This window comes from Microbacterium sp. LKL04, from assembly GCF_900102005.1.
Taxonomy (GTDB): Bacteria; Actinomycetota; Actinomycetes; order Actinomycetales; family Microbacteriaceae; genus Microbacterium.
The window spans coordinates 2,877,044-2,902,979 of the sequence record NZ_LT627736.1 but is presented as its reverse complement, the minus strand read 5'-3'; the positions used below and the strand labels follow the sequence as shown (position 1 = coordinate 2,902,979).

Below are 25,936 nucleotides of genomic sequence, written 5' to 3'. Positions count from 1 at the left end.
GGGCAGGGTGGGGTCGGTCGTTGCGGGCGGGTTCGGCGCGTCAGCCCGACGCGCGGGCGATGAGCGTCGTCGGGACGACGGTCCGCGTCGCGGGCGCGCCGTCGAGCGTCGCCGCGAGGGCGGCGACGGCGGCCTCGCCGAGGGCGTCGAAGTCCTGCCGGACGGTGGTGAGCGGCGGGCGGTAGTCGGCGGCATCCGCGACATCGTCGAACCCGATGACGGCGACGTCGTCGCGGTCGGCCTCGGCGAGCGCCCGCAGCACGCCGAGCGCCATCTGGTCGTTCGCGGCGAACACGGCGTCCACCGCGGGGTCCGCTGCGAGCGCCCGACCCGCCGCGTGACCGGATGCCGCGCCCCAGTCCCCGCGCACGGATTCGGGCACGGCCGCGCCGTCGTGCGCCGCGCGCCACCCGCGCTCGCGCTCGGCCGCAGCGAACGACCCGGCGGGACCGGCGACGTGCGCGACCGTGCGACGCCCGGCATCCCGCAGCCGACGCGTAGCCGCCTCGGCGCCGCCCGCGTGATCGGACTGGACCGTGGCGAACGCACCGCCGGGCGAGTCGACGGCCACGAGTGCGAGGCCCGCGGGCGGCGCGACGCCTTCGGCGATCGCGGTCGCCTCGTTGAGCACGACGGCGCCGTCGACGCCGAGGTCGTGCAGCCGGTCGAACGCGGCACCGACGTCGGCGCGGCCCGCAAGCGCGACGAGGGTGACGGCGAGGTCTCGTCGGGCGGCGGCGGATGCCACGGCTTCGAGCATCCGCGAGTTGCCGACCGTCGACAGGGTGGCGACGATAACGCCGATCGTGCCGGAGCGCCCGGTGCGCAGAGCCCGGGCGGCGCGGTGGGGCCGGTAACCGAGGTCGGCCATGGCGGCCTCGACACGGATCCGCGTCTCGGGGTCGACCCGCGGGCTGGCGTTGACGACCCGAGAAACGGTCTGCCCCGAGACGCCCGCGGCCGCGGCCACGTCGGCCATCGAGATGCGTCGCTGCACGGCATCCTCCCCTGCCCCGGACTTCGCCTCGCGAATGCGTGCTCGACTCCGGAGACTCGCGTGATGTTGACGATAACATAGCCGTTCGGCTACCGTGTTGACGTGAACACACCGGAGAACGGCACGCACGCGCCCGCCGAGACGAGTGACCTCGGCGCCGGCGTCGTCAAGCGCAGCACCCGCCTGGCCGACGGCCGCGAGCTGATCTACTTCGACGACCCGGGCACGACGCTCGGCGTCGACCGCGCCGTCGACGCCCGCGACCTCGGCGCGCGGCCCGAGACCGCCACCATGCGGCAGGACGTCCTGACGGGCGACTGGGTCTCGATCGCCGCGAACCGCCAGAACCGCGCTTTCCTGCCCCCTGCCGAACTCGACCCGCTCGCACCGCAGACCGCGACCAACCCCTCCGAGATCCCCTCGGTGTACGACGTCGCCGTCTTCGAGAACAAGTCGCCCTCGTTCGGTCCCGCCCTCGCCGAGGCCACGGACGACGTGCCCGCCGGCATCGACCCGCCGCGCGGACTCGACGACCTCGCGCACCTCGGTCTCGGTCGCACCCGCACGAGCGTCGGCCGCACCGAGGTCGTCTGCTTCTCGCCCGAGCGCACCGGGTCGTTCGGCACGCAGACCGTGACGCGCGCCCGCACCGTCATCGAGGCGTGGGCCGACCGCACCGCAGCCCTCTCGGCGCTGCCCGGCATCGAGCAGGTCTTCCCGTTCGAGAACCGCGGCGAGGCCATCGGAGTGACGCTGCAGCACCCGCACGGGCAGATCTACGCCTACCCCTACGTCACCCCGCGGACGACCCGCCTGCTCGACTCGATCGATCGGACCGCCCCCGATCTGTTCCAGCGCATCCTCGAGTTCGAGCAGGCCGGGCCCCGCGTGCTGCTGCGCGGCGAGCACTGGACCGCGTTCGTGCCGTTCGCCGCGCGCTGGCCGATCGAGATCCACATGCTCCCGCATCGCCACGTCGCCGACTTCGCGGGCCTGACCGACGAGGAGAAGGACGAGCTCGCTCCGCTCTACCTGCGTCTGCTCCGCGGCGTCGACGCGCTGTACGAGTCCGAGACGCCGTACATCGCCGCCTGGCACCAGGCGCCGGTCCACGTCGGCCGGGAGACGGTGCGCCTGAGCCTGCAGCTCACGAGCCCGCGCCGCGCCGCCGACAAGCTCAAGTTCCTCGCCGGATCCGAGGCCGCCATGGGCGCCTGGATCGGCGACGTCCCCCCGGAGGACGCCGCCGCGCGCCTCCGCACCGCCATCGAAGGAGTCACGCTGTGACCGCTGCCGCCGAGGCCCGGAGCCTCTTCGCCACCCTCACCGGATCCGAGCCGGTCGGACTCTGGTCGGCTCCCGGCCGCGTGAACCTGATCGGCGAGCACACCGACTACAACGACGGCTTCGTCTTCCCGTTCGCGACGCCGCACCGCACGTACGTCGCGCTCGGAAGACGCGCGGACGGCCGCATCCGCGTCGTCTCGACCTTCGACGAGGCACCGGTCGAGGTCGCCCTCGCCGACCTCGACGCGCTCTTCCCCGAGCGCCGCGACGAGGTCGTCGAGTGGGCCCGCTATCCGCTCGGTGTCGCGTGGGCGCTGCTGCAGGCGACCGGGACGGATGCGGCATCCGTCACAGGTGTCGACCTCGCCTTCGCCTCGGACGTGCCCGTCGGCGCAGGGCTGTCGTCGTCGGCGGCCATCGAGGGCGCGACCGGTTCGGCGCTGAACGACGTGTGGGGCCTGGGCCTCGACCGCGTCGCGCTCGCCCAGGCCGGCCGCCGCGCCGAGAACGAGGCCGTCGGGGCCCCGACCGGGATCATGGACCAGATGGCGTCGATGCTCGGTGAGACGGATGCCGGGACCTTCCTCGACTGCCGGAGCCTCGACGCCCAGGTGGTCGAACTCGGCTTCGACGCGGCGGGCCTCGAGCTCATGGTGATCGACACCCGCGTCGCCCACGCCCACTCGACCGGCGGCTACGGCGAGCGCCGAGCGGCGTGCGAGCGCGGCGCTCAGGCGATGGACGTCCCCGCGCTCCGCGACGTGAGCGTGGATCAGCTCCCCCGCGTCGAGGAGCTCGTCGACGAGCAGACCTACCGCCGCGTGCGTCACGTCGTGACCGAGAACCAGCGCGTGCTCGACACCGTCCGCACGCTCCGCGAGCAGGGCCCGCGTGCCATCGGCGACCTGCTGTACGCCTCGCACGCCTCGATGCGCGACGACTTCGAGATCTCGGTGCCCGAGCTCGACCTCGCCGTCGAGACCGCCCGTGCGAACGGCGCGATCGGCGCCCGCATGACCGGCGGCGGCTTCGGCGGCTCGGCGATCGCGCTCATCGAGCGCGACGCCGTACCCGCGGTGCGCGAGGCGGTGCTCGCGGCCTTCGCCGCCGCAGGCCGCACCGAGCCGCACGTCTTCACGGTCCGGCCCTCCGAGGGCGCCCGCCGCGACGGCTGAGACACCGCGGGTCGTTACGGCTGGGTAAAGCCGGGCGATCCACCCGTGCGCAGGCGGCGGGCGGAGGGCAGGATGGGGGAATGCCCTTCGAGACCTCCCCCGCCCCCGGCGCGCCCCTCCTGCAGGTCCGCGACCTCGCCGTCGAGTTCCAGACCATCGACGGCTCCGTGCGGGCGGTCGAGGGCGTCGACCTCGACCTCGCCGCCGGCGAGACCGTCGCGATCGTCGGCGAGTCCGGCTCGGGCAAGTCGACGACGGCGATGGCCGTGATCGGCCTGCTCGCCGGCAACGGCCGCGTCGCGCAGGGCAGCATCCGCCTCGACGGCCAAGAGCTCGTCGGGGCCTCCGAGTCGACGATGCGAGGCATCCGCGGCGCACAGATCGGACTCGTCCCGCAGGACCCGATGTCGAACCTCAACCCGACATCGAAGATCGGCACGCAGGTCGCCGAGACCCTGCTCGCCCACGGACTCGCGACCAGGAAGGACGTCGACCGCAAGGTCGTCGAGACCCTCGCCGCCGCGGGCCTGCCGAACGCCGAGGACCGCGCGAAGCAGTACCCGCACGAGTTCTCGGGCGGCATGCGCCAGCGCGCGCTCATCGCGATCGGGCTCGCCTGCAACCCCCGTCTGCTCATCGCCGACGAGCCCACGAGCGCGCTCGACGTGACTGTGCAGAAGACGATCCTCGATCAGCTCGGGCGCATGACCACCGAGCTCGGCACGTCGGTCCTGCTCATCACGCACGACCTCGGACTGGCCGCCGAGCGCGCCGCCCGCGTCGTCGTCATGCACCGCGGACGCATCGTCGAGCAGGGCCCGGCCCGGCAGATCCTCGAAGACCCGCAGCATCCCTACACGCAGTCCCTCGTGCAGGCGGCGCCGTCGGTCGCCGTCGCTCGGTTGCGTCCCGAGGCGTTCACCGAGCCGACTCCGGATGCCGCACCGAAGCCGGTCGACAACATCGTCGAGGTCGAGGGACTCACCAAGCTCTACAACGTCCGCGGCCAGAAGGAGGACTTCGCCGCCGTCAAGGACGTGTCGTTCTCGATCCCGCGCGGAGAGACCGTCGCGATCGTCGGCGAGTCGGGTTCCGGCAAGACGACGACGGCGCGGATGCTGCTGAAGGTCGTGGATCCCACGGAGGGCGTCATCCGCTACGACGGCACGGACGTGGCATCCCTCAAAGGACGACAGCTCCGCGAGTTCCGTCAGAAGGTGCAGCCGATCTTCCAGGACCCGTACTCGTCGCTGAACCCCATGTTCACGATCGAGCGGATCGTGCAGGAGCCGCTCGACTTCTACAACCGCGGGTCGGCGAAGGACCGCGCCGCGCGCGTGCGGAAGCTGCTCGACGACGTCGCCCTGCCCGCGTCGATGCTGCGCCGCTACCCGTCGGAGCTCTCCGGAGGCCAGCGCCAGCGCGTCGCGATCGCGCGCGCGCTCGCTCTGTCGCCGGAGCTCATCGTGTGCGACGAGCCCGTGTCGGCGCTCGACGTGCTCGTGCAGGACCAGATCCTGACCCTGCTCCGCGACCTGCAGACCGAGTACGGCCTCAGCTACCTCTTCATCTCGCACGACCTCGCCGTCGTTCGGTTGATCAGCGACTACGTCTGCGTCATGAAGGACGGCGCGCTCGTCGAGGCGGCCTCGAGCGAGGAGATCTTCACGAACCCGCGTGACCCGTACACGCGGAACCTGCTCTCCTCGATCCCCGGCAACGAACTCGACATCGCCGTCTGACCCGGGTTCCGCGCCGATACGCCCCGACGCGCGTTCCGTATTCAGTCTCGCGACGATCGGCGAGGACGTTTTCGCACGTCATCTCGTGCCCTTCGTCCCCTCTCCGCGCCGCGGAGACTGAATACGGAACACCGGCACACCCGCCCACTCGCCATCCCCGGGCAGCGAAGCGATCCCGGTAGGCCGGACAGTCGGGGAAGGGGCCCTGTCGTCCGACCCGCCGGGATCGCGGAGCGGTACCAGCGGTGTCAGCCGCGCTCCTGCAGAAGCTCAGCGCCCGCGCGTCCGAGGGTCCATTGCCTCGCGCAGCGCCTCGCCGAACAGCGTGAATCCGAGCGCCGTGATGGCGATGCAGATGCCGGGGAGGAACGCGAGCCACGGCGCGATGGCGAGTTCTGCCTGCGCGTAGGTGAGCATGCGGCCCCACTCCGCCGTCTCGGGGCGCCCGCCGCCGAGGCCGAGGAACGACAGCGCCGCGGCGTCGATGACGGCCGTCGCGAGCGACAGGGTGCCCTGCACGATGACGGGGCCCACCGCGTTCGGCAGGACGTGGGTCATCGTGATGCGCCCGCGACCGAGGCCCAGGGTCTGCGCCGACAGGACGTAGTCCGCCGAGCGCTGCTGCAGCATCGAGGCGCGGAGCAGGCGCGCGAAGATCGGCACCTGCGCGACACCGATCGCGATCATGACCGAGTTCTGGTTCTGACCGAGGATCGCGGCGATCGAGACGGCGAGCAGCAGGCTCGGCACCGACAGCAGGATGTCGACGAGTCGCATGATGACGTTGTCGACCCAGCCGCCGAACGTGCCGGCGATGAGGCCCAGCAGCATCCCTCCGATGAGGCCGTAGGCCGTCGAGACGACACCGATGAGGAGGGATGCCTGTGCTCCCCAGATGAGCTTCGACACCACGTCGCCGCCGAAGCGGTCGAGGCCGAGCGGGAACGCCGCGATCTCGCCGGGCCCGGGGATGTACGTCGGGGTGATCTCGCGCGCCCCGGGCAACGCCGTCTCGGGGTATGGGGCGAGCAGCGGGGCGAGGAGGGCGACCACCACGAACAGCAGCACGATGGCGAGGCCCACCCACGCGGTGGGGCTGCGCCGGAGCCGGCGGAAGACGTCGTGCCAGAAACCGCCGCGCGGGGCGCCGCCGGTGCCCGCGGTGAGGACGGCGACGGTCGAGTCGTCGGCGGCGCTGCCGCCTGCGGCGGGGGGAAGGACGGTGCTCATGAGACCCTCACTCTCGGGTCGATCAGGCTGTACGAGACGTCGACGAGCAGGTTGATGAGCGCGTAGACGATCGCGATGAAGATGATGAAGCCCTGCAGCACCGCGAAGTCGCGGTTGAAGATCGCACTGGAGAGGAACGACCCGATACCGGGGAACGCGAAGACCGTCTCGGTGAGGATCGCCCCCGACAGCAGCAGGCCCGCCTGCAGACCGATCGTCGTGATGACCGGCAGCATGGCGTTCCGCAGGATGAATCGGTTGCGCAGCAGCGCACCGGGAACGCCCTTGGCCTTGCCCGTGCGGACGTAGTCGGCGTTCTGCACTTCGAGGACGGATGCCCGGGTGATGCGCACGATGATCGCGAGAGGGATCGTGCCGAGGGCGATGGCCGGCAGGATCAGGTGCAGGATCGCGTCCCACGCGGCGTCGAATTCGCCCGTGATCAGCCCGTCGAGCACGTAGAAGTTCGTGTAGTGGGTGGCCTCGATGCGAGGGTCCTGACGTCCGTCCGACGGGAGCCAGCCGAGCTGGACGGCGAACACGTATTTCAGGATGAAGGCCAGGAAGAACACCGGCACGACGATCCCCAGCAGGCTGAAGACGACGGCGGTGCTGTCGGCTGCCTTGCCGTGGCGGCGCGCGGCCCAGTAGCCGAGCGGCACGCCGACGCCGACGGCGATGATCAGCGCCGCGACCGAGAGCTCGATGGTCGCCGGGAAGCGTCGGAAAAACTCGTCGAGCACCGGCTGGCTCGTGCGCAGCGAGGTGCCGAAGTCGCCCGACAGCAGTCGCCCGATCCAGGTGAAGTACTGCTCGATCAGAGGACGGTTGAATCCGTAGAGCTCGTTGATCCGAGCGACGGCTTCGGGGGTGGCCTTCTCGCCCAGGAGCGCCTGGGCGGGACCGCCGGGAAGGGTTCGGACCCACCAGAAGAGCAGGATGCTCAGGCCGAGGAGGGTGGGGATCAGCAGCAGGAGCCTATTGCCGATGGTTCGCAGCACGGGTGTCGCTTTCGTGGAGGTCGGTGCGGGGCGGGAGGTCATCCCGCCCCGCACCGGTCAGGCAGCAGGCGCTGCCTCGATCGGCTTACTTCGTGAGGACGATCTGGCTGAACACCTCATCGTTCACGGGGCTCGCCGGGTAGCTCTCGACGCGGGAGTCGAAGGCCAGCGTGGGAGCCGGGTGGGCCAGCGGGACGCCGGGGATGAACTTCGCGACCTCCTCGTTGATCTCCGAGTAGAGCTTCGTCTGCTCGTCGAGGTCCGCGATGCCGCGGGCGTCGGTGAGGTCCTGGAAGAGCTCGGGGTTGTCGAAGCCCCACTCCGCCGACTTCTGTCCGAAGAAGACGCCGAGGAAGTTGTCGGTGTCGTTGTAGTCACCGGTCCAGCCCAGCAGGTGGATGCCGTGGTCCGTGCCGCCCGTGATGAGGTCGAGGTACTCGCCCCACTCGTTCGACTTCGGCGTGGCCTCGACGCCGACGTCCTTCAGCTGGGACGACAGAACCGTGAAGATCTGCTCGGGGTCCGGCATGTAGGGACGCGAGACGTTGACCGGGTAGTTGAAGGTCAGCTTCAGCGGGTTGGCCTCGGTGTAGCCGGCCTCGGCGAGGAGCGACTTGGCCTTCTCGGGGTCGTAGTCGTAGGTCGTGACGTCGGCGTTCCAGCCGTTGACGCTCGGCGGCATGAACTGCGTCGCCTTCTCGGTGCCCTCGGGGAGGACCTGCGAGATCAGGGCGTCCTTGTCGACCGCGTACGAGAGCGCCTCGCGGACCTTCGGGTCCTGGAGTTCCTTGACCGCCTGGTTGAAGGCGAGGTACAGGATCGTGAAGGGCGGGCGGGACACCATCGTGAAGCCGGCGTCCTCGAGCGCGCCGGTGTCGGCGGGACCCACGAGGTCGTAGCCGTCGATCGAGCCGGACTCGAGGGCCTGGCGACGCGCGGTGGGGTCGTCGATCGTGCGGAAGATGATCTTGTCGATCTGGCCCTTGTCGCCCCAGTAGTCGGCGTAGGAGCTCAGGGTGACCTGCTCGCCGCGGGACCACTCGTCGAACTTGTAGGGGCCGGTGCCGGCCGGGTGGCCGGTGGCGTATTCGCTGAGGGTCGGAGCCTCGGCGGTCCCGCCCACCTCGTCGGCCTTGTACTCCTCGAGCGCCTTCGGCGACTGCATCCCGAAGGCCGGCAGCGACAGTGCGGCGACGAAGCCGGCGAAGGGCTTCTTGAGGGCGATCGTGACGGACGAGTCGCCGTCGGGCGTGCACGAGTCGTACACGGCCGCGTCGGGGCTCGACGCGTAGCCCTTGAAGAGCTTGTTGTAGTAGTACCCGAGCGCCTCGCTGGCGGCCAGGCCCTCCCAGTTGTACCAACGGTCGAAGTTGACGCAGACGGCCTCGGCGTTGAACGGGGTGCCGTCGTGGAACGTCACGTCCTTCTTGAGGGCGAACGTGTAGCTCAGCGCGTCGTCGGACGTCTCCCACGACTCGGCGAGGAGCGGGGCGGGGTCGGCCGTACCGGGCTCGGTGCCCACGAGGCCTTCGAAGATCTGGCGCGAGACGCGGAACGTCTCGCCGTCCTGGGCGAAGGCGGGGTCGAGGCTCGCGGGGTCGGACGACGCCGCGAAGACGAACGTGCCGTCGACGTCCGCGGGTCCTTCCGCGTTGTCGTCGCCGCCTCGCTGACTGGCGCACGCGCTGAGCGCGAGCGCACCGATGACGAGGGCCGCGGCGCCCGCGACCACCCGCTTCCGGGAAATGGGGAGCATTGCTGTGCACCTTCCGATGGGGCTCGTCGGCGGCGCGCCAGGAGGCGGCGCTGCCGAAGGGATGCGGCTGACGCTACCGTCCACACTGCCGGTAAGCGGTTACAGCTGTATCTCGATCGTGTTTCTTCCTGCGGGCTACCGTAGTCGGATGGCCCGCTCCCGCGCCCCCCTCGACCCGCCTGTCGCCAGACTGTCCGACGGGAGGCAGGCGCGCATCATCCCCGGCCGGTTCGCCGGCGGGTGGGAATTGGTCGTCGAGACCACCCCGCAGTCGCACGTCGATCTCGACGATCCGTCGCATCTCCACTTCGAGTACGTCGCCCGTATGGGCGCCGTCATCGATCAGATGGGGATGCCGGGAGAACCCCTCACCGCGGTGCATCTCGGCGCGGGCGCCATGACCCTCCCCCGGTACGTCGAGCACACCCGACCGGGGTCGCGGCAGCAGGTCATCGAGCTCGAGCAGGCGCTCGTCGACCTCGTCCGGGAGCACCTCCCCCTCCCGCGCACGGGCCAGCTGCGCGTGCGGATCGGCGACGCCCGCGACGTCGCGGCGCGCCTCCCCCCCGGCATCGTCGGCCAGGTGGACCTCGTCGTCTCGGACGTGTTCGCCGGCGCGCAGACGCCCGCCCACATCACGAGCGTCGAGTACTACCGGATCCTCGCGGGGCTCCTCGCGCCGACCGGCATCCTGCTCGTCAACATCGCCGACGGCAGCGGGCTCGCCTTCGCCCGCAGGCAGGTCGCGACCGTCCGCTCCGTCCTCGAGCACGTCGTCGTCCTCGCCGAGGTGCGGACGCTCAAGAGCGGGCGGTTCGGGAACATCGTCATCGCGGCCTCACCCTCCGAGCTGCCGATGGAGTGGCTGCCGCGTCTGATGGCGGCCGGACCCCATCCCGCGAAGGTCGCCCACGGCGCCGAACTCGAGGCGTTCGCGCGCGATGCGCGGATCATGACGGATGCCGATTCCACCCCGTCCCCGAAACCTGCGGCATCCGTCTTCGACCGCTGAGGCCACGACGCGCGGCGCGCCCTCAGCGCATTCCGGGCGAGCCGCGGCGACACTGGAGACACACGTTGCAGGGTCGGAAGGAACAGCTGTGGGCTTCATCAAGGGATACGACCCGGAGACTCTCCGAGAGATCGTCGACCTCGACGAATGCCAGGCCCGCCTCGCCGACCTCGGCGAGCAGCGGAGCCTCGCGGCGATGCTCGAGAAGGTGTGGCTGCTGAAGGTCCTCGGACGCCTCGACGACGCTCTCGTCGTCTCGGAGGAGTCCGTGCGCGTGGCCCGCATGGCCGGCACACGCAAGGACCTGCTGCGCGCCCGGATGCTGCACGCGAGCGTGCAGCAGTTCCGCGGCGCATACGCCGCCGCGATCCACGAGCTCAACACGTGCGTCGAGGAGGCCGAAGGCCAGGGCTGGTCGGCGGTCGCTGCCTTCGGATGCCAGCACCGTGGCAAGGTCCACTTCGACGCGGGCGACGATGCCGCAGCACGCGCCGACTTCAAGAAGGCGCTGTTCCTGCGGCAGGAGGCGGGCGCTCCCGAGGATCAGCTCGAGTCGACGCTGCTCGCCATCGACGCCGTCGACCGTCGCCGCAACAGCACGACGGTCGCCGGCTGAGACCTTCGACCCGAGTGTCGTACCTGCGTCCTATCGTGCTGGCATGAGCGACCTCATCGACGTGCGCCGCGAGGCCGAGACGCTGCTGCGGCAGTTGCTCGACGACTCGTGGAGCTTCGCCTTCGACAACGCCAAACGGCGCGCCGGCGCGTGCGACTACCTGCGCAAGCGCATCACCCTCTCGCGATACCTGGCCGCGCGCTACGACGCCGAGACCAACCGTCAGACGATCCTGCACGAGATCGCCCACGCGATCGCGGGCGCAGCCGCCGGGCACGGCGCGGAATGGAAGCGCATCGCGCGCTCACTCGGATACACCGGCGGCGTCACCCATCGCGGCGAGACGGCGACGGAGCTCGCTCCCTGGGTCGGCGTGTGCCCCGCCGGACACGTCGCATACCGCCACCGCAAGGCGACGCGGGCGACGTCGTGTGCGCGCTGCGCGCCGACGTTCGACGAGCGCTACCTGATCACCTGGCGGCGCCGCGAGATCACCGCTGCGACCCGGCGCGAGGCCCTCACGCCGCGCTGACCACCTCGTAGGCCTGCCACACGCCGTCACGGAGGACGGGGACCGTCTCGTCCGCGTCGTGAACCGCGGCGGCGAGCACCTCGTCGCGGCGACCGGCGTCGAGCAGTTCCTGGCCGGAGCCACTCGCCGTGAGGAGATGGCGGACCGCCGACCGGAGACCCCGGAACGCTTCGGATGCCGCCGCGGCCTCCGGCGACGAGTGATCCAGACCGATCGTCTCGAGCGCGGCGAACACCGCGCCCGCGCCGAGCTGGTCCTCGACGGAGAAGCGCAGGACCGCGGCATCCCCCGGTCCGTGCAGTTCGCCGGCGGCGACGATGCTCACGCTCGTCCGCGCCGCGCGACGGTTCTGCTCCGCGAGGACCGCCTGTGCGACGGCGGTCGCATTGCGGAGGCTCCCGAGGAAGACGGTCGCGCCCGTCTCTGCTGCGGCAGTCGCGACTGCCGCCCCGTTGCGCGACACGGCGTGGGCGGCCTCGTCGTGCGTCACCGTCTCGCCGGCGGCGACGCGTGCCGAGACCGTCGACGAGAAACGCAGGACATCGACGACGACGACCACATCGGCGGGTGCGAGACGGGTCAGCCCGTCCCGCCCCCAGTCGAAGCGCAGCTGATAGCGGGACTGATCGAACGGGCTCGCGGTCATCCCTCCAGCGTACGAGCGTCGACGACCGGCTTCAGCGACATGACGAGCCCGAGGACGTTCCGGGCCGTCCGCTGGAGTTCACCCCGCGTGATCCCTTCCTCACGGGCGAGGGAGTCGAGGATCGTCGTGTCGGCCTGCGCTTGGGGAGCGGCATCCCGTTTCACACCTCCGGGCATGAGGACGTCGACCTGTGCGCGGACGCGGTAGGCGTTGTCCTCGAGGGCGGGGAAGTCGGGATCGACGGCGTTCTCGATCCACCAGTCGGTGATGACGACGCCCTCGTAGCGCCATTCCTCGCGGAGGATGACGGTCGCGAGGTCGTAGTGATAGTGCGCCCACACGCCGTTGATCTGGTTGTACGAGGTCATGATCGCGCGGGGCGCGGCCTCGCGGACGCAGATCTCGAACCCGCGCAGGTAGATCTCGCGGAGCGCCCGCTCCGAGACGCGCGAGTCGTTGCGGGTGCGGTTGGTCTCCTGGTTGTTCGCGGCGAAGTGCTTGGGGCACGCCGACAGGCCCGTGCGCTGCACTCCGCGCACCACCGCTGCCGCGATCCGGCCGGTCACGACCGGGTCCTCGCTGAAGTACTCGAAGTTCCGCCCGCACAGCGGGTCGCGATGGATGTTCATGCCGGGGCTCAGCAGGACGTCGGAGCCCTTCCGGCGCATCTCCTCTCCGTGAAGTGCGGCGAGCTCCTCGATGAGGGCCGTGTTCCAGGTCGAGGCGAGCGCCGTCCCCGACGGGAGCAGCGACGCGTACGCCGACAGACGGATGCCGCTCGGTCCGTCCGTCGTGGTGACGGGCGACACGCCCTTCGCGCGAAGCGACTCGGAGACCCCGCCGAGCACCCCCGCGTTGCCGGGCGCGCCCAGCGGGCTGTCCATCGTGACGTCGCCCCGCGCCAGGAGCGACAGTTCCTCATCGGTGAGCTGGGCGACGAAGTCGTCGAGGGATGCCGCGCCGCGAGCGACGGCGGCGAGGTCGATGCCCCGGTCCCCGGTCTGCGCGAGCTCCGCCGGCAGCGATCCGAGAACGCGCTCGGCACGGGAGACGGTGCGGATGGGGACGCTCTCGTGGGCGACGACGGCCGAGCCGTCGTCCGCGCGGCCCACGGTGAGCCGCTCGAACGCGTGGACGGGCGCGGCGACCTCGGTCGCGGTGCGCACGACGCGCGTTTCGGGCACCTCGAACGCGGCGACGCGCGCCGCCGAGCGGACGTCGGTTCCGACGAACACGGGGTACGCGCCCGCTTCCAGGACCCAGGCGCTCCGCGTCCCCGTCGCGCCGCCGTCGTCGTAGGAGGCGAGGTCGTCGAGCCGGACGTCGAGGTGGACGGTCTCGCTCGCGCCGGGGGCGAGCAGGCCGGTCTTGCCGAAGGCCGCGAGGTGGCGCGCGGGCTTGCCGAGGGCGCCGTCGGGCGCGCCGGTGTAGACCTGCACGACCTCCTTGCCGGGACGTGCGCCGGTGTTGGTCACGGTGACGTCGAGTCGGACCGTCTCGGCATCCGTCGTCGCCTCGGTCGCCAGCGCGAACGTCGTGTACGAGAGTCCGTGCCCGAAGGGGAAGAGCACCCGGTCGGGGGCGAAGGTCTCGAAGTAGCGATAGCCGACGAAGACGTCCTCGGCGTAGACGTTGACGTCGAGGTGGCCGAAGTTCGGCGCACTCGGATAGTCCTCGTAGGTGAGGGCGATCGTGTCGGTGAGCTTGCCGCTCGGGGTCTGCTCGCCCGACAGCACGCCCGCGACGGCGCGCGCACCCTCCATTCCGCCCTGCCACGCGAAGAGCACCGCGCCGATCCGATCGCCGTAGTCGACGACCCACGAGAGGTCCATGACATTGCCGGCATCCACGACGACGACCGTGTGGGCGAAGTGCGAGGTGACGGAGTCGAGGAGCGTCCGCTCGTCGGCCGTCAGGTAGTAGCTGCCGGGTTCGAGGATGCTGTCGCGCGCCTCGCCCGCGGCGCGTCCGATCGCGACGACGGCGGTGTCGGCACGGGAAGCCGCAGCTGCGACATCGGCGTCGGCGACGGCCATCTCGGGGAAGTGGTGCGGCCACTCGCCCCAGGTGGCGGCGAAGGCGGGGCGGTTCGCCGCCGACCAGGTCGAGTACCGCGTCGCGAGCTCGTCGTCGACCCGGACGCCCGCGTCGCGGAGACCGGCGAGGAGGTTCCAGATGTAAGGCACCTTCACGTCGCCGCCGGAGCCGTAGCCGACCGCGAACCAGTCGATCTGCACGCGCCCGAACACGGCGACCGCACGCTCACCGAGCGGCAGGGTCCCGTCGTTGGTGAGGAGGACGACGCCCTCGGTGGCCGCGACCCGCGCCGCCTCGGCCAGAGCCGGGTCGAGGGTGGGGTCGGTGTCGAGCAGCATCGAGGAGATCTGCGCGACCGACTCGACGGGGGCGAGGGTGTGCGAGCGGTCGCCGGATTCGATGGCGGGTTCGAGGGGCATAGCGGTCTTTCCGGAGGGTCGACGATGACGTCGCGGGAGTGGGAGCGCTCCCAACGTATCGAGTGCCGAAGAGGAATGCGAGAGTGGTCCGATGCGGATCCTCCTGAAGCTCGAGCTCGACTGCACCGCGGATGCCGCTTGGCGGGCCCTCCACTCGCCTCGCGCCGTCACCGAGCTCTACGGCCCTCTGCTCGACATGGCCCCGATGGCCGGCGAGCTCCCGACCTCGTTCGAGCCGGGGACCGACGTGCCGGTCGAGATCCGCGCCCTCGGCATCATCCCCGCCGGCCAGCAGCTCATCCACGCGAGCGACCGGTACACCGAGGACACGAACGGTCCGGTGCGGATCTTCCGGGACAGCGGCATCCCGCTGACCGGTGCACTCGCCGCCCTCGACGTCTGGGACCACCAGATGGCGGTGAGCCCGCTACCGGGGGATCCCACGCGGACGCTCTGGCGCGATCGGCTCACGATCGGCGGAGCCGCGGCCCTGCCCCTGTGGCCCGTCCTGTGGGCGGCGTGGCAGTACCGCGGCATGCGCCTGCGCGCCCTGGCGCCCACCTGGTCGTACGACCCGCCGGCTGCCGAAGCCGACTGACGGACGGATGCCGCGCCTCCCCGCGCCCGTGGCAGGGAGGCGCGGCACCGGTCACTCGGCGAGCGCCTCGACGGGAGCCGTGCGCGTCGCGATCCGGGTCGGAGCGACCGCTGCCCCGAGGGTGAGTGCCGCGGTCGCGACGATCACGATCGCGACGGGGACCAGCGGGATCGCCGGGGCGACGAACGTCGGCGACAGCCACAGCGGCGGCATGGCGACGGATCCGAGGAGCGACTGCGCCGCGACCCAGCCGTACAGGATGCCGAGCGCCAGGCCGAACAGGAGCGCCGTGACGGTGACGTGCGCCGCTTCGATGAGCACCATGCGGCGGATCTGCGCGGAGGTGAGCCCGAGAGCGCGCAGGAGACCGAGCTCCCGCTTGCGCTGCACGATGCCGATCGTGAGGAGGTTCACGAGACCGACGGCGGCGATCACGGCGCTGACGGCGACGAGGCACATCATGACCGTCGAGAAGACGTCCATCATCTCGTTGAAGCTCGCATCCGGCTCGCCGCCCGCCGATGCCGCTACGAGGGACTTCGCCGACTCGGCGGCGACGGCGAACATCACGACGAGCGCGACGCCCATGACCACGCCGATCGCCATGCGGCTCGACCGCTCCGGATAGCGGACCGCGTTCTCCGCGGCCAGGCGCGCGGTCACGGACCTTCCGAACAGACGCCCGGTGGCTTTCAGGAGCGGCGGCATGACTGATACCGCGCTGATCGATACGGCGGTGAAGGAGAAGAGTCCGCCGAAGAACGCGACGAGCACGCCGGCGGGGCTCAGGAGGCCGAGGAGGAGTCCACCGACCAGGAGCACGACACCGATCGCGCCGAGGACCACCGCGCCCGTCCTGCGTCCGCGCTTCGCGGCGATCTCCTCACGCGAACGCTCGACCGAGCCGCCCAGCGCCTCGAGAGGTGTCACCGCCAGCACCCGGCGAGACCCCGACCACGCGGCGATCCAGGTCGTGAGCGCGACGGCGATCGCCGGCAGGAGCAGCACGGGCTGCAGCGGCGACCACTCCGAGGTGACCCCGAGGGCGCGGTTCAGTACGGGGACGGCCACGACCACCCCGGCCGTCGTCACCACGAGGCCGAGGACCGCACCGATGGCACCCACGACGAGTCCCTGGGTCGCGACCTCGCTGCGCTGCGAGCGCGCGGTCGCGCCGATGAGACGCATGAGCGCGATGCGGCGGGTGCGCCCGGCGATGATCGTCGAGAACGTGTTGGCGGTGACGATCGCGGCGACGTAGACCGCGACGGCGAGCAGGATGCCGCTGAGCAGCGCCAGCACGACCACCATCGTGCCGGACGAGCCGTACTCCGGGTTCGACCCGAGCACGACGGCGAGATAGCCGGTCGCCGACAGGAGCACGACGCCGAACGCCGTCGAGATGGCCGAGACGAGGACCGTCGCCCCCATGCCACGCTCTCGCAGCCAGGCGAAGCGGGACGACCGCGGGGCTTCGGGGACGATGGTGTTCACCACCGATGGGGCGATCGCGGTCATGCGGTCACCTCCGTGCTGAGCATGTGAGCGGAGATCTGCTCGGCGGTCTGACGGGGCTTGTCGGCGACGATGCGCCCGTCTCCGAGGAACAGGACGCGGTCGGCGTACGACGCGGCTACGGGGTCGTGGGTGACCATGGCGATCGACTGACCGTGCTCGCGGCTGGCGGCGGCAAGCAGCGAGAGCACCTCGCGGCCCGACCGCGAGTCGAGGTTTCCGGTGGGCTCGTCGGCGAAGACGAGGTCGGGGGCGGTCGCGAGGGCGCGCGCGATCGCGACGCGCTGCTGTTGGCCGCCCGAGAGCTGGTGCGGACGGTGGCCGAGGCGCGGGCCGAGGCCGAGGGTCGCGACGAGTCCGTCGATGCGCGCCTTCTCCTGCGAAGTGGGCCGGCGTCCGTCGAGGTCGAACGGCAGCGTGATGTTGCTGATCGCGTCGAGGGTCGGGACGAGGTTGAAGGACTGGAAGACGAAGCCGACCCGCCGGCGGCGGAGGATCGTGAGCTCGACGTCGGAGAGCCCGGTGATCTCGGTGTCGCCGATCCAGACCGAGCCGGAGGCGGGCGCGTCGAGGCCGGCCATGATGTGCATGAGCGTCGACTTGCCCGAGCCGGACGGGCCCATGATGGCGGTGAACTCGCCACGACGGATGCCGACGGTGACGTCGTCGAGCGCGCGGACGGCGTTCTCGCCGCCGCCGTAGGTCTTCGTGAGGTTCTGGACGCGGGCGGCGAGGCCCATCTCGGTGGTCGTGATCTGCATGTCTCCGACGCTACGGAGAGGCCCCGGTGCGCCGCGTCGGTCGCTCGTCGCGACCTCCTACATCGGGAGGATGATCCCGTGTGCGCCGATCAGGCGAGTCCGTGCTCGAAGGCGAAGACGACCAGCTGCACGCGGTCGCGGAGCGATAGCTTCGCGAGGATGCGCGAGACGTGCGTCTTGACCGTCGCCTCTGAGAGGAACTCCCGTGCGGCGATCTCGGCGTTCGAGAGGCCCCGTGCGGCGAGGGCGAAGATCTCGCGCTCGCGGTCCGTGAGCTCACCGAACGTCGGCGGGACGGCGCGCACGGGTTCGTTCAGCTGCGCGAAGAGCTCCCGCGTCGCGGCGGCCGCGATGACCGACGAGCCCGCGTGCACCGTGCGGATCGCGGCGAGGAGGAACTCGGGATCGGCGTCCTTCAGCAGGAACCCGCTCGCCCCGCGCTGGATAGCCCGGGCCGCGGCCTCGTCGAGGTCGAAGGTCGTCAGCATGACCACCTTGGGCGGATCGGCGTCGGCGAGCAGGGCCTCGGTCGCGGCGAGCCCGTCCATCACCGGCATCCGGATGTCCATGAGGACGACGTCGGGGCGCGTCTGGCGGACGACCTCGATCGCCTGCGCGCCGTCGGAGGCCTCGCCGACGACCTCGAGGTCGGGTTGCGAGGCGACGACCATCCGGATGCCGGCACGGAACAGGGCCTGGTCGTCGACGAGGACGACGCGGATGACGCTCACCGAGCGCTCCTCTCGAGGGGGTCGGGGTTCTCGGACGCGGATCCGGTGGGCAGCGAGGCCTCGACGGTGAAGACGCCGTCTGCGGCCGCGGCATCCAATCGACCGCCGATCAGTTGCGCGCGCTCGCGCATGCCGATCAGACCGTGGCCGCCGGTGCGCCGCTCCGCTCCCTCGGGGACGGGGGCGACCTCGTTGCGGACGCGCAGCTCGACACGATCCGGGTGCCACGCGAGCGAGACGTCGACGCCGGTGGCGGCGCCGTGTCGGAGCGCGTTAGTAAGGGCTTCCTGCAGGATGCGGTAGACCGACAGCTGCACGGATGCTGCGACCTCGCCGCGCGGCGCCGGGTCGACGTCCACCCGCAGCTCGACGCCCGCCGCGCGCACCTGGGCGTAGAGCTGCTCGAGGTCGGCGAGCGTCGGCTGCGGCCCCTCGGCCTGCGAGTGGCGGAGCTGGGTGAGCAGCAGGCGCACGTCCGAAAGGGCGGAGCGCGCAGTGGACGAGATGGTGCCGAGCGCCGCGGCCTGGGCGTCGGGGTCGGATGCCGCGGCGTATCGCGCGCCGTCCGACTGGGCGATGATGACCGCGAGCGAATGCGCGACGATGTCGTGCATGTCGCGGGCGATGCGGGTGCGTTCCTGCTCGGCGACCGTCTGCTCCTCGGCGCGCGACTGCGCGGCGCGGTTGGCGCGGGCGCGCATCGCGGTGCGGACGAGGGCGCCGGCGGTCCACGAGAGACCGAGTGCGAACAGCGCCGCCAGCAGGACGAAGATCAGCGTCGGGACGTCGGAGAGCGAGCCGCTCCCGAGGAACGCCCAGCGGAAGAGGTAGATCGTGATCGTGCCCGAGCCGACGACCACCGAGGCGAGACCGAGCCAGAACACCAGCCTCGTACCGTAGGCGGCGGTCGCGAAGAGCACCGCGAAGATCGCGATGTCGGCGAACCCGGGACCGCGTCCGAGCCCCATCTGCACGATCGCGCCACTCCAGGCGACGGCGAGCGCAAGACCCGGCGAGAACCGGCGGAGTCCGAGTGCGCCGGAGAGGAGCAGCACGACCGGTATCGCTCCCCATCCGCCGATGTCGTACGACGAACTGGTCGACGTGCCCAGCTCGTACGGAAGCGACACCAGCGCGAACAGCACCGCGACCGACGCGTCGACGGCGACCTGGTACGGGCGGAGCGAGCGGAACACCCTTGAACGCTACGCGGTCAGGGTGAGCCGAGGCATCCGTCTGGGGATGTATCCGCCCCCAGATCTATCCGTCACTCCCGCGCGGGCAGGTAGACCCGCAGGCCCTCGCGGACCGCGCGCACCCGCAGACGGAAGCCGTCCTGCCCCACCTCTTCGAGCTCGCCGTCGTGCACCCAGATGTCGGGGGCACTGCCGGCACGGACCTCGATCTCGAAGTCCTCGTCGAGGATGCGTTCGATGTCGGATGCCGGGGGCATCACGCGGAGTGCGCGCAGGATCGTGACGGTCTTCTCCCCGAACGCGAGCGACGCGATGGCCCGCGCCCGCGTCCCGCGAGCGTGGTGCACGCGGACGTCGATGACGGGCTCGTCGAGCGTCGCACGCTGCATCGTAGCGATGCGATCGGGGTCGTTGGGTCCGACGCCGGCGAACACCGACCAGACCGAGGCGCGCTTGCCGCCGCGGGCGATGTCGACCGCGTGAGCATCGTGCATCTCTCTCCAGGCGGCAACGGCGCCGCCCCACCACTTGCCCAGGCTCGTGCGACGCTCGCGCTCGGCGAGGAACTCGGGGTACGCCCCGAGCGAGACGGCGTTCAGCACCGTGATCGGGTCAGCTCCGTTCACCGAGGCCTCGGCGACCGCGACGGGCCGGATGTTCGCCGCCGCATAGGCGTCGAGTCCAGCATCGACGTCGGGGATGCCGGCCGACCGGGCGAAGTGATTGAAGGTGCCGTTCGGCAGGACGAGGAGGGTCAGGTCGTGGCGGCGCGCGAGGTGCGCCGCTCGCGAGACCGACCCGTCGCCGCCGAGGATCGCGAGCACGCGGGGCGGTTCCTCCTCGGCCATGGCCTCGGCCACGACGTCATCGAGAGTCTCGTCCTCGGCGAGTTCGCGGATGGTGGCCCCCGGCATCCGGCGACGCACGTCGGGAACCCGGTCGGGCCGTCCCAGCGAGGCGCCGGATCGACTGTTCGCGACGACGAGGACCTCGCGGCCGATGGGGGTGTCGCTCATGCCTCCACGCTAGGCAGGGCGAGCCGGTCCCGCCTCCTCTTGACAGCGCGCGGGAGTCAGCCGGGCGGCACGCGCCTGCGCGCGCGTGCCGGACGGGACGCGCGCGCAGGCCGGCGTCCCCGCCGAATCACCACTGACGTGCCGAATCACCACCCCGTGGCGCGCATTCGAGTGGTGACTCGGCAGTCGAGTGGTGACTCGGCGCGGGGATGCCGGGGCGCGGGCACCGGCACCGCCCGCGGGATCGGGGCGCGGCACGGGCGCATGGCGCACGGGGCGCGGCACGGGATGCCGGCGGGCGTCAGGCGGGCGAGATCGGACGGTGCTCGAAGAAGGTCTGCAGCACGACCGTCGTGCGGGTGTTCACGGACGCGGCGGAACGGATGTCGCGGATCAGCCGCTCGAGATCGCGCGGAGTCGCGACGCGGACGAACAGCATGTAGGCCGCGTCGCCCGCGATGGAGTGGCACGCCTCGATCTCGTCGAGGTGCGCGATGAGTTCGGGAGCGTTGTCGGGCTGGCCGGGGTCGAGCGGCGTGATCTCGACGAACGCCGCGAGGGGCTTGCCCGCGATCTCGGGATCGATGACGGCGCGGTAGCCGGCGATCAGCCCCCTCGCCTCGAGCCGTCGGACGCGCGCCTGCGTCGCCGACACCGACAGCCCCGCGACGGCGGAGAGCTCCGCGAGCGTCGCCCTCGCGTTGGCCGAGAGCGCAGCGATGATCGCGGAATCGGCGGGGTCGGTCTCGTCTGCGGGCACGCTCCGACGCTACCGCAGCCAGGTTGCACACGAGATCCTTACGGCCCTACGCTGAAATCACCGGAAATCTTCCCGTTAAGCGCCGGGAAACCGTCAAGAACCGATCGGAGGTCCACCATGAGCACCGTCACCACATCGACGATCATCGGAATGCCCGAGGTCGTCGAAGACGCCCGCGTGGCCGAGACCTCCGAAGCCTGGGCGCTGCTGCGGGATGCCGCGACCGCCCTGCAGGACCTGCAGACCACCGACGGCTCGGTACCCGACCCCGCCGACCACGACGCGGCCCGCGCGCACGTCGAGGCGATCACCGCCGGCATCCGTGCCCTCTCCCCCGCCTTCCCGCACGACGCCGCCTACCTCGAGGCGAGCGTCGCCGACTTCGACCGGTGGGCGTCCGATGACTTCGCGGTGCCCGATTTCCTCGACTCGCTCATGGCCTTCCAGCCGCAGCAGAACCGCATCGACGGCCTCCGACACCTCGTCGTGTTCCCGATGTACACGCAGAACGGCACCCGCGACCGCAAGGTCGAGGCCGTCCTCGTCGAGACGATCTGGCCGGAGTTCATCGCCGAGCTCGAGCAGACCTACACGAACCGTCTGTTCGTCTCGTTCCGCCTGCTCGACTTCACCCCCGGTTACGACACGAACTCGGCCGTCCTCTTCCCCGAGACGGTCGCCATGCGCGAGGTGCCGACCTTCACGTGGGGCGCGATCTTCCAGGACCGCGAGGCCGCACGCTACCGCCGCGTCGTGCGGGCGGCATCCGAGATCACCCGCCTCGAGCTGCCCGAGGCCGCCGCCCGTCTGCTCGACGACCAGCGCTTGGCAGAGAAGACGTTCGTCATGTGGGACCTCATCCACGACCGCACCCACATGCGCGGCGACCTGCCGTTCGACCCGTTCATGATCAAGCAGCGGATGCCGTTCTTCCTGTACTCGCTCGAGGAGCTGCGCTGCGACCTGACGGCGTTCCGCGAGTGCGTCGCGATCGAGAAGGACCTGTCGGCGAAGCCGACGCGGACGGATGCCGAAGGCGAGATGCTCGAGCACGCCGGCCTCGTGCAGTACGCGGTCATCTTCGACCGCATCTTCCGTTTCGCGATCACCGGCACCCGCGTCCGAAACTACGACGGGCTCGGCGGTCAGCTGCTGTTCGCCTGGCTGCACCGGCGCGGGGTCCTGCACTGGACCGACACCTCGCTCGCGTTCGAGTGGGACCGCGTCGCCGACGCCGTCATCGCGCTGAGCGACGCGATCGACCGGCTCTACTGGGAGTCGATCGACCGCCCGAAGGTGGCGCACTGGCTCGCCGCCTACGACCTCGTGCGCACGACCGTGACGCCCCACCCCGCGTCGCAGTGGGCCCGCGGGCTGTCCGACGAGATCCTCGCCGGCCCGCCCAAGGGGTACACCGACGCGGTCCTCGACGACGAATTCCCGCTGTCGATGTTCTTCGAGGCCCTCGAGAAGAAGATGCGTCCCGTCATCGCCGGCGTCGCCGGCATCCGCGCTTCCGACGCCTAGGCGTTCGGGAGCCGCTTCGGCGTCCGAGCTCTGGGGAGACTCGGGCGCCGAAGCCGTTCCGACCCATGGCATCAGTCGGCGGCGACGCCCCCTGCCGCTTCGCGCGACGATGAAGGGATGCCGGTGGCCGGGGCCGCGGCATCCGCTTCTGCCGTCTCGGGAGCGTCGCGGTACTCGGCCGAGAGCGTCCGGTACGACCGGGTGAGGAACGCGGCGAGCGCCGCGGCCACCATGATGAGTCCGCCGACGAGGAAGATCAGCGCGATCCCCCGCATTTCACCCTCGCCGAGCAGCCAGGACCACGTCCGCTCACCCTCGTCGGTGCGCAGGTACGGGATGATCCAGAACTCCGCGATCGGCGCGATGGCGAACGAGGTGATCGGACCGGTCGACACCTCGAGCGCGGTGGCCGCTCCGAAGACGCGGCCCTGGCGTTCGAACGGGACGACCTTCTGGATGACCGTCTGCTCGGCCGACTCGATCACCGGCACGAGAGTCATGTACGCCCAGATCCCGACCGCGTAGAGCCACCACCACTCCCGCAGCGTGAAGACCGCACCGAGCAGACCCATGACGGCGACCGCGAGCAACAGGGTGCGGATGGGGTTCTTGCCCAGCCCCTTGGCCGCGACGATGCCACCGCCGATGAGGAACCCCGTCGCCGTCACCGCGAGGACGACGCCCCACATCTTCACGTCGAACAGTTCCAGACCGTACGGGTCCATCAACGCCATGTAGAGGCCGCCGATGAGGTTGTTGAAGGTCGAGAAGAGGATGAGGGCGAACAGGCCCGGCACCGCCCGGATGGCTGCAGCCGCCCCCCGGATGTCGAGGATCTTCGAGCCCGGATCGGGCGTCGGCGCATCTTCGGGGATGCGCACGAAGAGCAGGTGGACGAGCGGCACGGCGGTGAAGGCGATCGCGACGGCGAGGGTCCAGCCCATGCCGACGAGTCCGATCGCAAGACCCGAGAGGGCGCTCGTCACGATGAAGGCGATGCCCTGCACCGTCCCGACGAGGCCGTTGGCGTTCGCGTGGCGCTCGGTCGGCACGAGGAGGGTGACCGTCGTCGACAGGGCGATGTTGCGCAGGTTCTCGACGACGGCGCCGGTCAGGATGATGCCGGAGAAGAGCCAGAACCACGGTCCGCCGAGGTCGAGGATCTCGGACTCCGGCTGGGACACGTAGATCGCACCGGCCGCGAGGAAGGCCGCGAGCGTGAAGACTCCGGAGAACACCATGACGGCGTGCTTGCGGAAGCGGTCGACGAGCGTGCCGAAGACCATGCCGAAGATCGCCAGCAGCAGCATGTAAGCGCCGCCGATGATCCCCGTGGCCAGGACGGACGTGGTCTCGAGGTACACCCAGAAGGTGAGGGCGAACCACAGGAAACTCGTCGTGACGTTCGCGACGGCCGTGTTCACCAGGACGTGCAGGAACGTGCGCATCCCGCCCGGAGGAACGGTGCGCGACGACGGTGTCGCTTCACTCATGCGGCGAGGGTATCGCCGGGCTCCGACACGGGGAAGCCCACCGGCGTGAGACCTAGGCTTAGGGGGTGACGACGCTCCACGACCCGACGATCCGTTCCTTCGCCAGCGACAACTACTCCGGGGTCCACCCCGAGGTGCTCGCGGCCATCGCCGCCGCGAACGACGGCCACCAGGTCGCGTACGGCGAGGACGTGTACACCGCACGCCTGCAGGAGGTCTTCGCGCGTCACTTCGGCGAGGACGCGCAGGCGTACCCCGTCTTCAACGGGACCGGCGCGAACGTCACCGGCCTGCAGTCGATGCTCCCCCGCTGGGGCGCCGTGGTCGCGGCATCCACCGCTCACATCAACGTCGACGAGGGCGGAGCTCCCGAGAAGGTTGCGGGCATCAAGATCCTCAACGTGCCGACCGACGACGGCAAGCTCACTCCCGAGCTCGTCGACATGGAGGCCTGGGGCTGGGGCGACGAGCACCGCGCGCAGCCGCTCGTCGTCTCGATCACGCAGTCCACCGAGCTCGGCACCCTCTACACGCCTAACGAGATCCGCGCCCTCGCCGACCACGCGCACGCCCGCGGCATGCGCCTGCACCTCGACGGCGCACGCCTGTCGAACGCGGCCGCGGCCCTCGACCTGCCGATCCGCTCCTTCACGAAGGACGCCGGCGTCGACCTCGTCAGCGCGGGAGGCACGAAGAACGGCGCGCTCGCGGCCGAAGCGATCGTCGTGCTCGACCCGGCGGCATCCCAGGGGCTCCCCTACCTGCGCAAGCTCAACATGCAGCTCTCGTCGAAGATGCGCTTCGTCTCGGCGCAGCTGATCGCACTCTACGAGGACGACCTCTACCTGCGGAACGCCCGCCACGCGAACGCGATGGCGGCGCGACTTCGCGGGGCGATCGAGGCCGGTCTGGCGGACGGTTCGATCACCGGCGTGCGTTTCAGCCAGCCGACGCAGGCGAACGGCGTCTTCGCGACGCTGCCCGACGGCGTCGCCGACCAGCTCCGCGAGTCGTTCCGCTTCTACGACTGGGATGCCTCGAAGAACGAGGTGCGTTGGATGTGCTCCTTCGACACCACGGAGGCCGACGTCGACGCGTTCGTCGCGGCGCTGTCGCGCCTCACGCGCGGCTGACGGTCGCGCGGCGGCGCGGGTCGCGCGCGGGGCTGGGTCAGCGCAGGGCGCCGACCGAGGCGAGTGCCTGCCGGACGAGGGTCGAGCGGCCGCCCTCCATCTCGGCGGCGAGGGCGTCGGACGACGCCTCCTCGGGCGACATCCAGGTGACTTCGAGGGCGTCCTGACGCGGCTCGCACGTGCCGGTCACCGGCACGACGAACGCGAGCGAGACGGCGTGCTGCCGGTCGTCGTGGAACGCGCTCACGCCGGGGATCGGGAAGTACTCAGCGACCGTGAACGGGGCGGGCTGCGGCGGCAGCAGCGGGAAGGCCATCGGGCCGAGGTCGTTCTCGAGGTGACGAAACAGCGCGTCGCGTACGGTCTCGCCGTAGCGGACGCGCCCTGACACGATGGTGCGGGAGATCTCGCCCATCGGCGTCGCGCGCAGCAGGATGCCGACGTCGGTCACCGCGCCCATACCGTCCAGACGCACCGGCACGGCCTCGACGTACAGCATCGGCAGGCGGCGACGCGCCTCGGCGAGCTCGACGTCGCTCAGCCACGCCGGGTTGCCGGCGGAGCCCGGACGCCCCATCGAGGACCCCAGCCCGCGCAGCGGATCGCGCGAGGCGCCCTCGTCGCCCTGCTCGTTCGGGTCGGGGTCGGGAGTGCGGACGGCCATGCCTCATGTATACCCGAGCGGATGCCGCGGCGCCCCGCCCGCGGTCTCCCCGCCCGCGGTCTCCTCGCCCGTGTCGGAGGGCTGGGGCAGGA

The 25,936-nt window shown here is 71.0% G+C and carries 23 protein-coding genes; 9 read left to right on the top strand and 14 right to left on the bottom strand.

The features are described from left to right. Positions 1 to 40: 40 nt before the first annotated feature. Complete coding sequence (locus BLP38_RS14095; protein ID WP_091359946.1) at positions 41 to 979, bottom strand: LacI family DNA-binding transcriptional regulator; 939 nt, start codon at positions 977 to 979, stop codon at positions 41 to 43. A 120-nt stretch (positions 980 to 1,099) separates the two neighbouring features. On the opposite strand from BLP38_RS14095, the gene galT reads away from it, so the two are divergent. The 3 genes from galT (at position 1,100) to BLP38_RS14080 (ending at position 5,201) form a co-directional block, all read left to right on the top strand. Next, a complete protein-coding gene (gene galT, locus BLP38_RS14090; protein ID WP_091359284.1) occupies positions 1,100 to 2,284 on the top strand; it encodes a galactose-1-phosphate uridylyltransferase in 1,185 nt (394 codons plus the stop codon). Continuing rightward, positions 2,281 to 3,459, top strand: a complete 1,179-nt coding sequence (gene galK / locus BLP38_RS14085; RefSeq protein WP_091359280.1) for a galactokinase — start codon at positions 2,281 to 2,283, stop codon at positions 3,457 to 3,459. The genes galT and galK overlap by 4 nt, the downstream gene beginning before the upstream one ends. A gap of 80 nt (positions 3,460 to 3,539) precedes the next feature. Next, entirely contained in the window at positions 3,540 to 5,201 is a 1,662-nt protein-coding gene (locus tag BLP38_RS14080) for an ABC transporter ATP-binding protein (protein ID WP_091359276.1), read from the top strand. Between the two features lie 270 nt (positions 5,202 to 5,471). Here the strand turns inward: BLP38_RS14080 and BLP38_RS14075 are convergent, their stop codons facing one another. From BLP38_RS14075 to BLP38_RS14065, 3 genes are all read right to left on the bottom strand, one after another. Continuing rightward, the gene (locus BLP38_RS14075) at positions 5,472 to 6,431 is read right to left on the bottom strand and encodes an ABC transporter permease (protein ID WP_091359274.1); all 960 of its coding nucleotides are present in this window, start codon (positions 6,429 to 6,431) and stop codon (positions 5,472 to 5,474) included. Next, complete coding sequence (locus BLP38_RS14070; protein ID WP_091359270.1) at positions 6,428 to 7,432, bottom strand: ABC transporter permease; 1,005 nt, start codon at positions 7,430 to 7,432, stop codon at positions 6,428 to 6,430. The genes BLP38_RS14075 and BLP38_RS14070 overlap by 4 nt, the downstream gene beginning before the upstream one ends. Before the next feature lie 85 nt (positions 7,433 to 7,517). Beyond that, on the bottom strand, positions 7,518 to 9,188 hold the full coding sequence (locus tag BLP38_RS14065; protein ID WP_172824712.1) for an ABC transporter substrate-binding protein: 1,671 nt from the start codon (positions 9,186 to 9,188) through the stop codon (positions 7,518 to 7,520). A gap of 148 nt (positions 9,189 to 9,336) precedes the next feature. On the opposite strand from BLP38_RS14065, the gene BLP38_RS14060 reads away from it, so the two are divergent. From BLP38_RS14060 to BLP38_RS14050, 3 genes are all read left to right on the top strand, one after another. Beyond that, positions 9,337 to 10,200, top strand: a complete 864-nt coding sequence (locus BLP38_RS14060; RefSeq protein ID WP_091359266.1) for a spermidine synthase — start codon at positions 9,337 to 9,339, stop codon at positions 10,198 to 10,200. Between the two features lie 88 nt (positions 10,201 to 10,288). Further along, positions 10,289 to 10,816: a hypothetical protein gene (locus tag BLP38_RS14055; protein ID WP_091359263.1), complete on the top strand. Its 528-nt coding sequence runs from the start codon at positions 10,289 to 10,291 to the stop codon at positions 10,814 to 10,816. Positions 10,817 to 10,859: 43 nt separating this feature from the next. Then, positions 10,860 to 11,348, top strand: a complete 489-nt coding sequence (locus BLP38_RS14050; RefSeq protein WP_091359260.1) for a SprT-like domain-containing protein — start codon at positions 10,860 to 10,862, stop codon at positions 11,346 to 11,348. On the opposite strand, the gene BLP38_RS14045 is transcribed toward BLP38_RS14050, so the two are convergent. After that, complete coding sequence (locus BLP38_RS14045; RefSeq protein WP_091359256.1) at positions 11,335 to 11,994, bottom strand: 2-phosphosulfolactate phosphatase; 660 nt, start codon at positions 11,992 to 11,994, stop codon at positions 11,335 to 11,337. The genes BLP38_RS14050 and BLP38_RS14045 overlap by 14 nt on opposite strands. Beyond that, entirely contained in the window at positions 11,991 to 14,450 is a 2,460-nt protein-coding gene (locus tag BLP38_RS14040; RefSeq protein WP_091359253.1) for a beta-glucosidase, read from the bottom strand. Before BLP38_RS14040 ends, BLP38_RS14045 begins: the two co-directional genes overlap by 4 nt. 91 nt (positions 14,451 to 14,541) lie before the next feature. On the opposite strand from BLP38_RS14040, the gene BLP38_RS14035 reads away from it, so the two are divergent. Beyond that, positions 14,542 to 15,048: a hypothetical protein gene (locus BLP38_RS14035; RefSeq protein WP_091359250.1), complete on the top strand. Its 507-nt coding sequence runs from the start codon at positions 14,542 to 14,544 to the stop codon at positions 15,046 to 15,048. A gap of 51 nt (positions 15,049 to 15,099) precedes the next feature. Here the strand turns inward: BLP38_RS14035 and BLP38_RS14030 are convergent, their stop codons facing one another. From BLP38_RS14030 to BLP38_RS14005, 6 genes are all read right to left on the bottom strand, one after another. Then, positions 15,100 to 16,566: an ABC transporter permease gene (locus BLP38_RS14030; protein ID WP_091359246.1), complete on the bottom strand. Its 1,467-nt coding sequence runs from the start codon at positions 16,564 to 16,566 to the stop codon at positions 15,100 to 15,102. Then, positions 16,563 to 17,324 (bottom strand): ABC transporter ATP-binding protein, encoded by a 762-nt coding sequence (locus tag BLP38_RS14025; RefSeq protein WP_091359243.1) that lies wholly within the window; start codon positions 17,322 to 17,324, stop codon positions 16,563 to 16,565. Before BLP38_RS14025 ends, BLP38_RS14030 begins: the two co-directional genes overlap by 4 nt. Positions 17,325 to 17,413: 89 nt before the next feature. After that, positions 17,414 to 17,995: a response regulator gene (locus BLP38_RS14020; RefSeq protein ID WP_231916620.1), complete on the bottom strand. Its 582-nt coding sequence runs from the start codon at positions 17,993 to 17,995 to the stop codon at positions 17,414 to 17,416. A 56-nt stretch (positions 17,996 to 18,051) separates the two neighbouring features. Continuing rightward, positions 18,052 to 19,251 carry a sensor histidine kinase gene (locus BLP38_RS14015; protein ID WP_091359238.1) on the bottom strand — a complete coding sequence of 400 codons (1,200 nt, stop codon included), beginning with the start codon at positions 19,249 to 19,251 and terminating at the stop codon, positions 18,052 to 18,054. Positions 19,252 to 19,322: 71 nt separating this feature from the next. Next, positions 19,323 to 20,267, bottom strand: a complete 945-nt coding sequence (locus BLP38_RS14010; protein ID WP_091359235.1) for a diacylglycerol/lipid kinase family protein — start codon at positions 20,265 to 20,267, stop codon at positions 19,323 to 19,325. A 301-nt stretch (positions 20,268 to 20,568) separates the two neighbouring features. After that, the gene (locus BLP38_RS14005) at positions 20,569 to 21,027 is read right to left on the bottom strand and encodes an Lrp/AsnC family transcriptional regulator (RefSeq protein ID WP_091359232.1); all 459 of its coding nucleotides are present in this window, start codon (positions 21,025 to 21,027) and stop codon (positions 20,569 to 20,571) included. A gap of 117 nt (positions 21,028 to 21,144) precedes the next feature. Between BLP38_RS14005 and BLP38_RS14000 the strand changes: the two genes are divergently transcribed. After that, positions 21,145 to 22,554, top strand: a complete 1,410-nt coding sequence (locus tag BLP38_RS14000) for a DUF6421 family protein (protein ID WP_091359229.1) — start codon at positions 21,145 to 21,147, stop codon at positions 22,552 to 22,554. A 71-nt stretch (positions 22,555 to 22,625) separates the two neighbouring features. Here BLP38_RS14000 and BLP38_RS13995 read toward each other — a convergent pair whose 3' ends face one another. Then, on the bottom strand, positions 22,626 to 24,047 hold the full coding sequence (locus BLP38_RS13995; RefSeq protein ID WP_091359226.1) for an MFS transporter: 1,422 nt from the start codon (positions 24,045 to 24,047) through the stop codon (positions 22,626 to 22,628). A 65-nt stretch (positions 24,048 to 24,112) separates the two neighbouring features. Here BLP38_RS13995 and BLP38_RS13990 point away from each other — a divergent pair, with 65 nt between their 5' ends. Beyond that, positions 24,113 to 25,180, top strand: coding sequence for a threonine aldolase family protein (locus BLP38_RS13990; RefSeq protein WP_091359223.1), 1,068 nt, complete (start codon positions 24,113 to 24,115; stop codon positions 25,178 to 25,180). Between the two features lie 37 nt (positions 25,181 to 25,217). Here BLP38_RS13990 and BLP38_RS13985 read toward each other — a convergent pair whose 3' ends face one another. Further along, positions 25,218 to 25,844 carry an NUDIX hydrolase family protein gene (locus BLP38_RS13985; protein ID WP_091359221.1) on the bottom strand — a complete coding sequence of 209 codons (627 nt, stop codon included), beginning with the start codon at positions 25,842 to 25,844 and terminating at the stop codon, positions 25,218 to 25,220. Positions 25,845 to 25,936 lie beyond the last annotated feature (92 nt).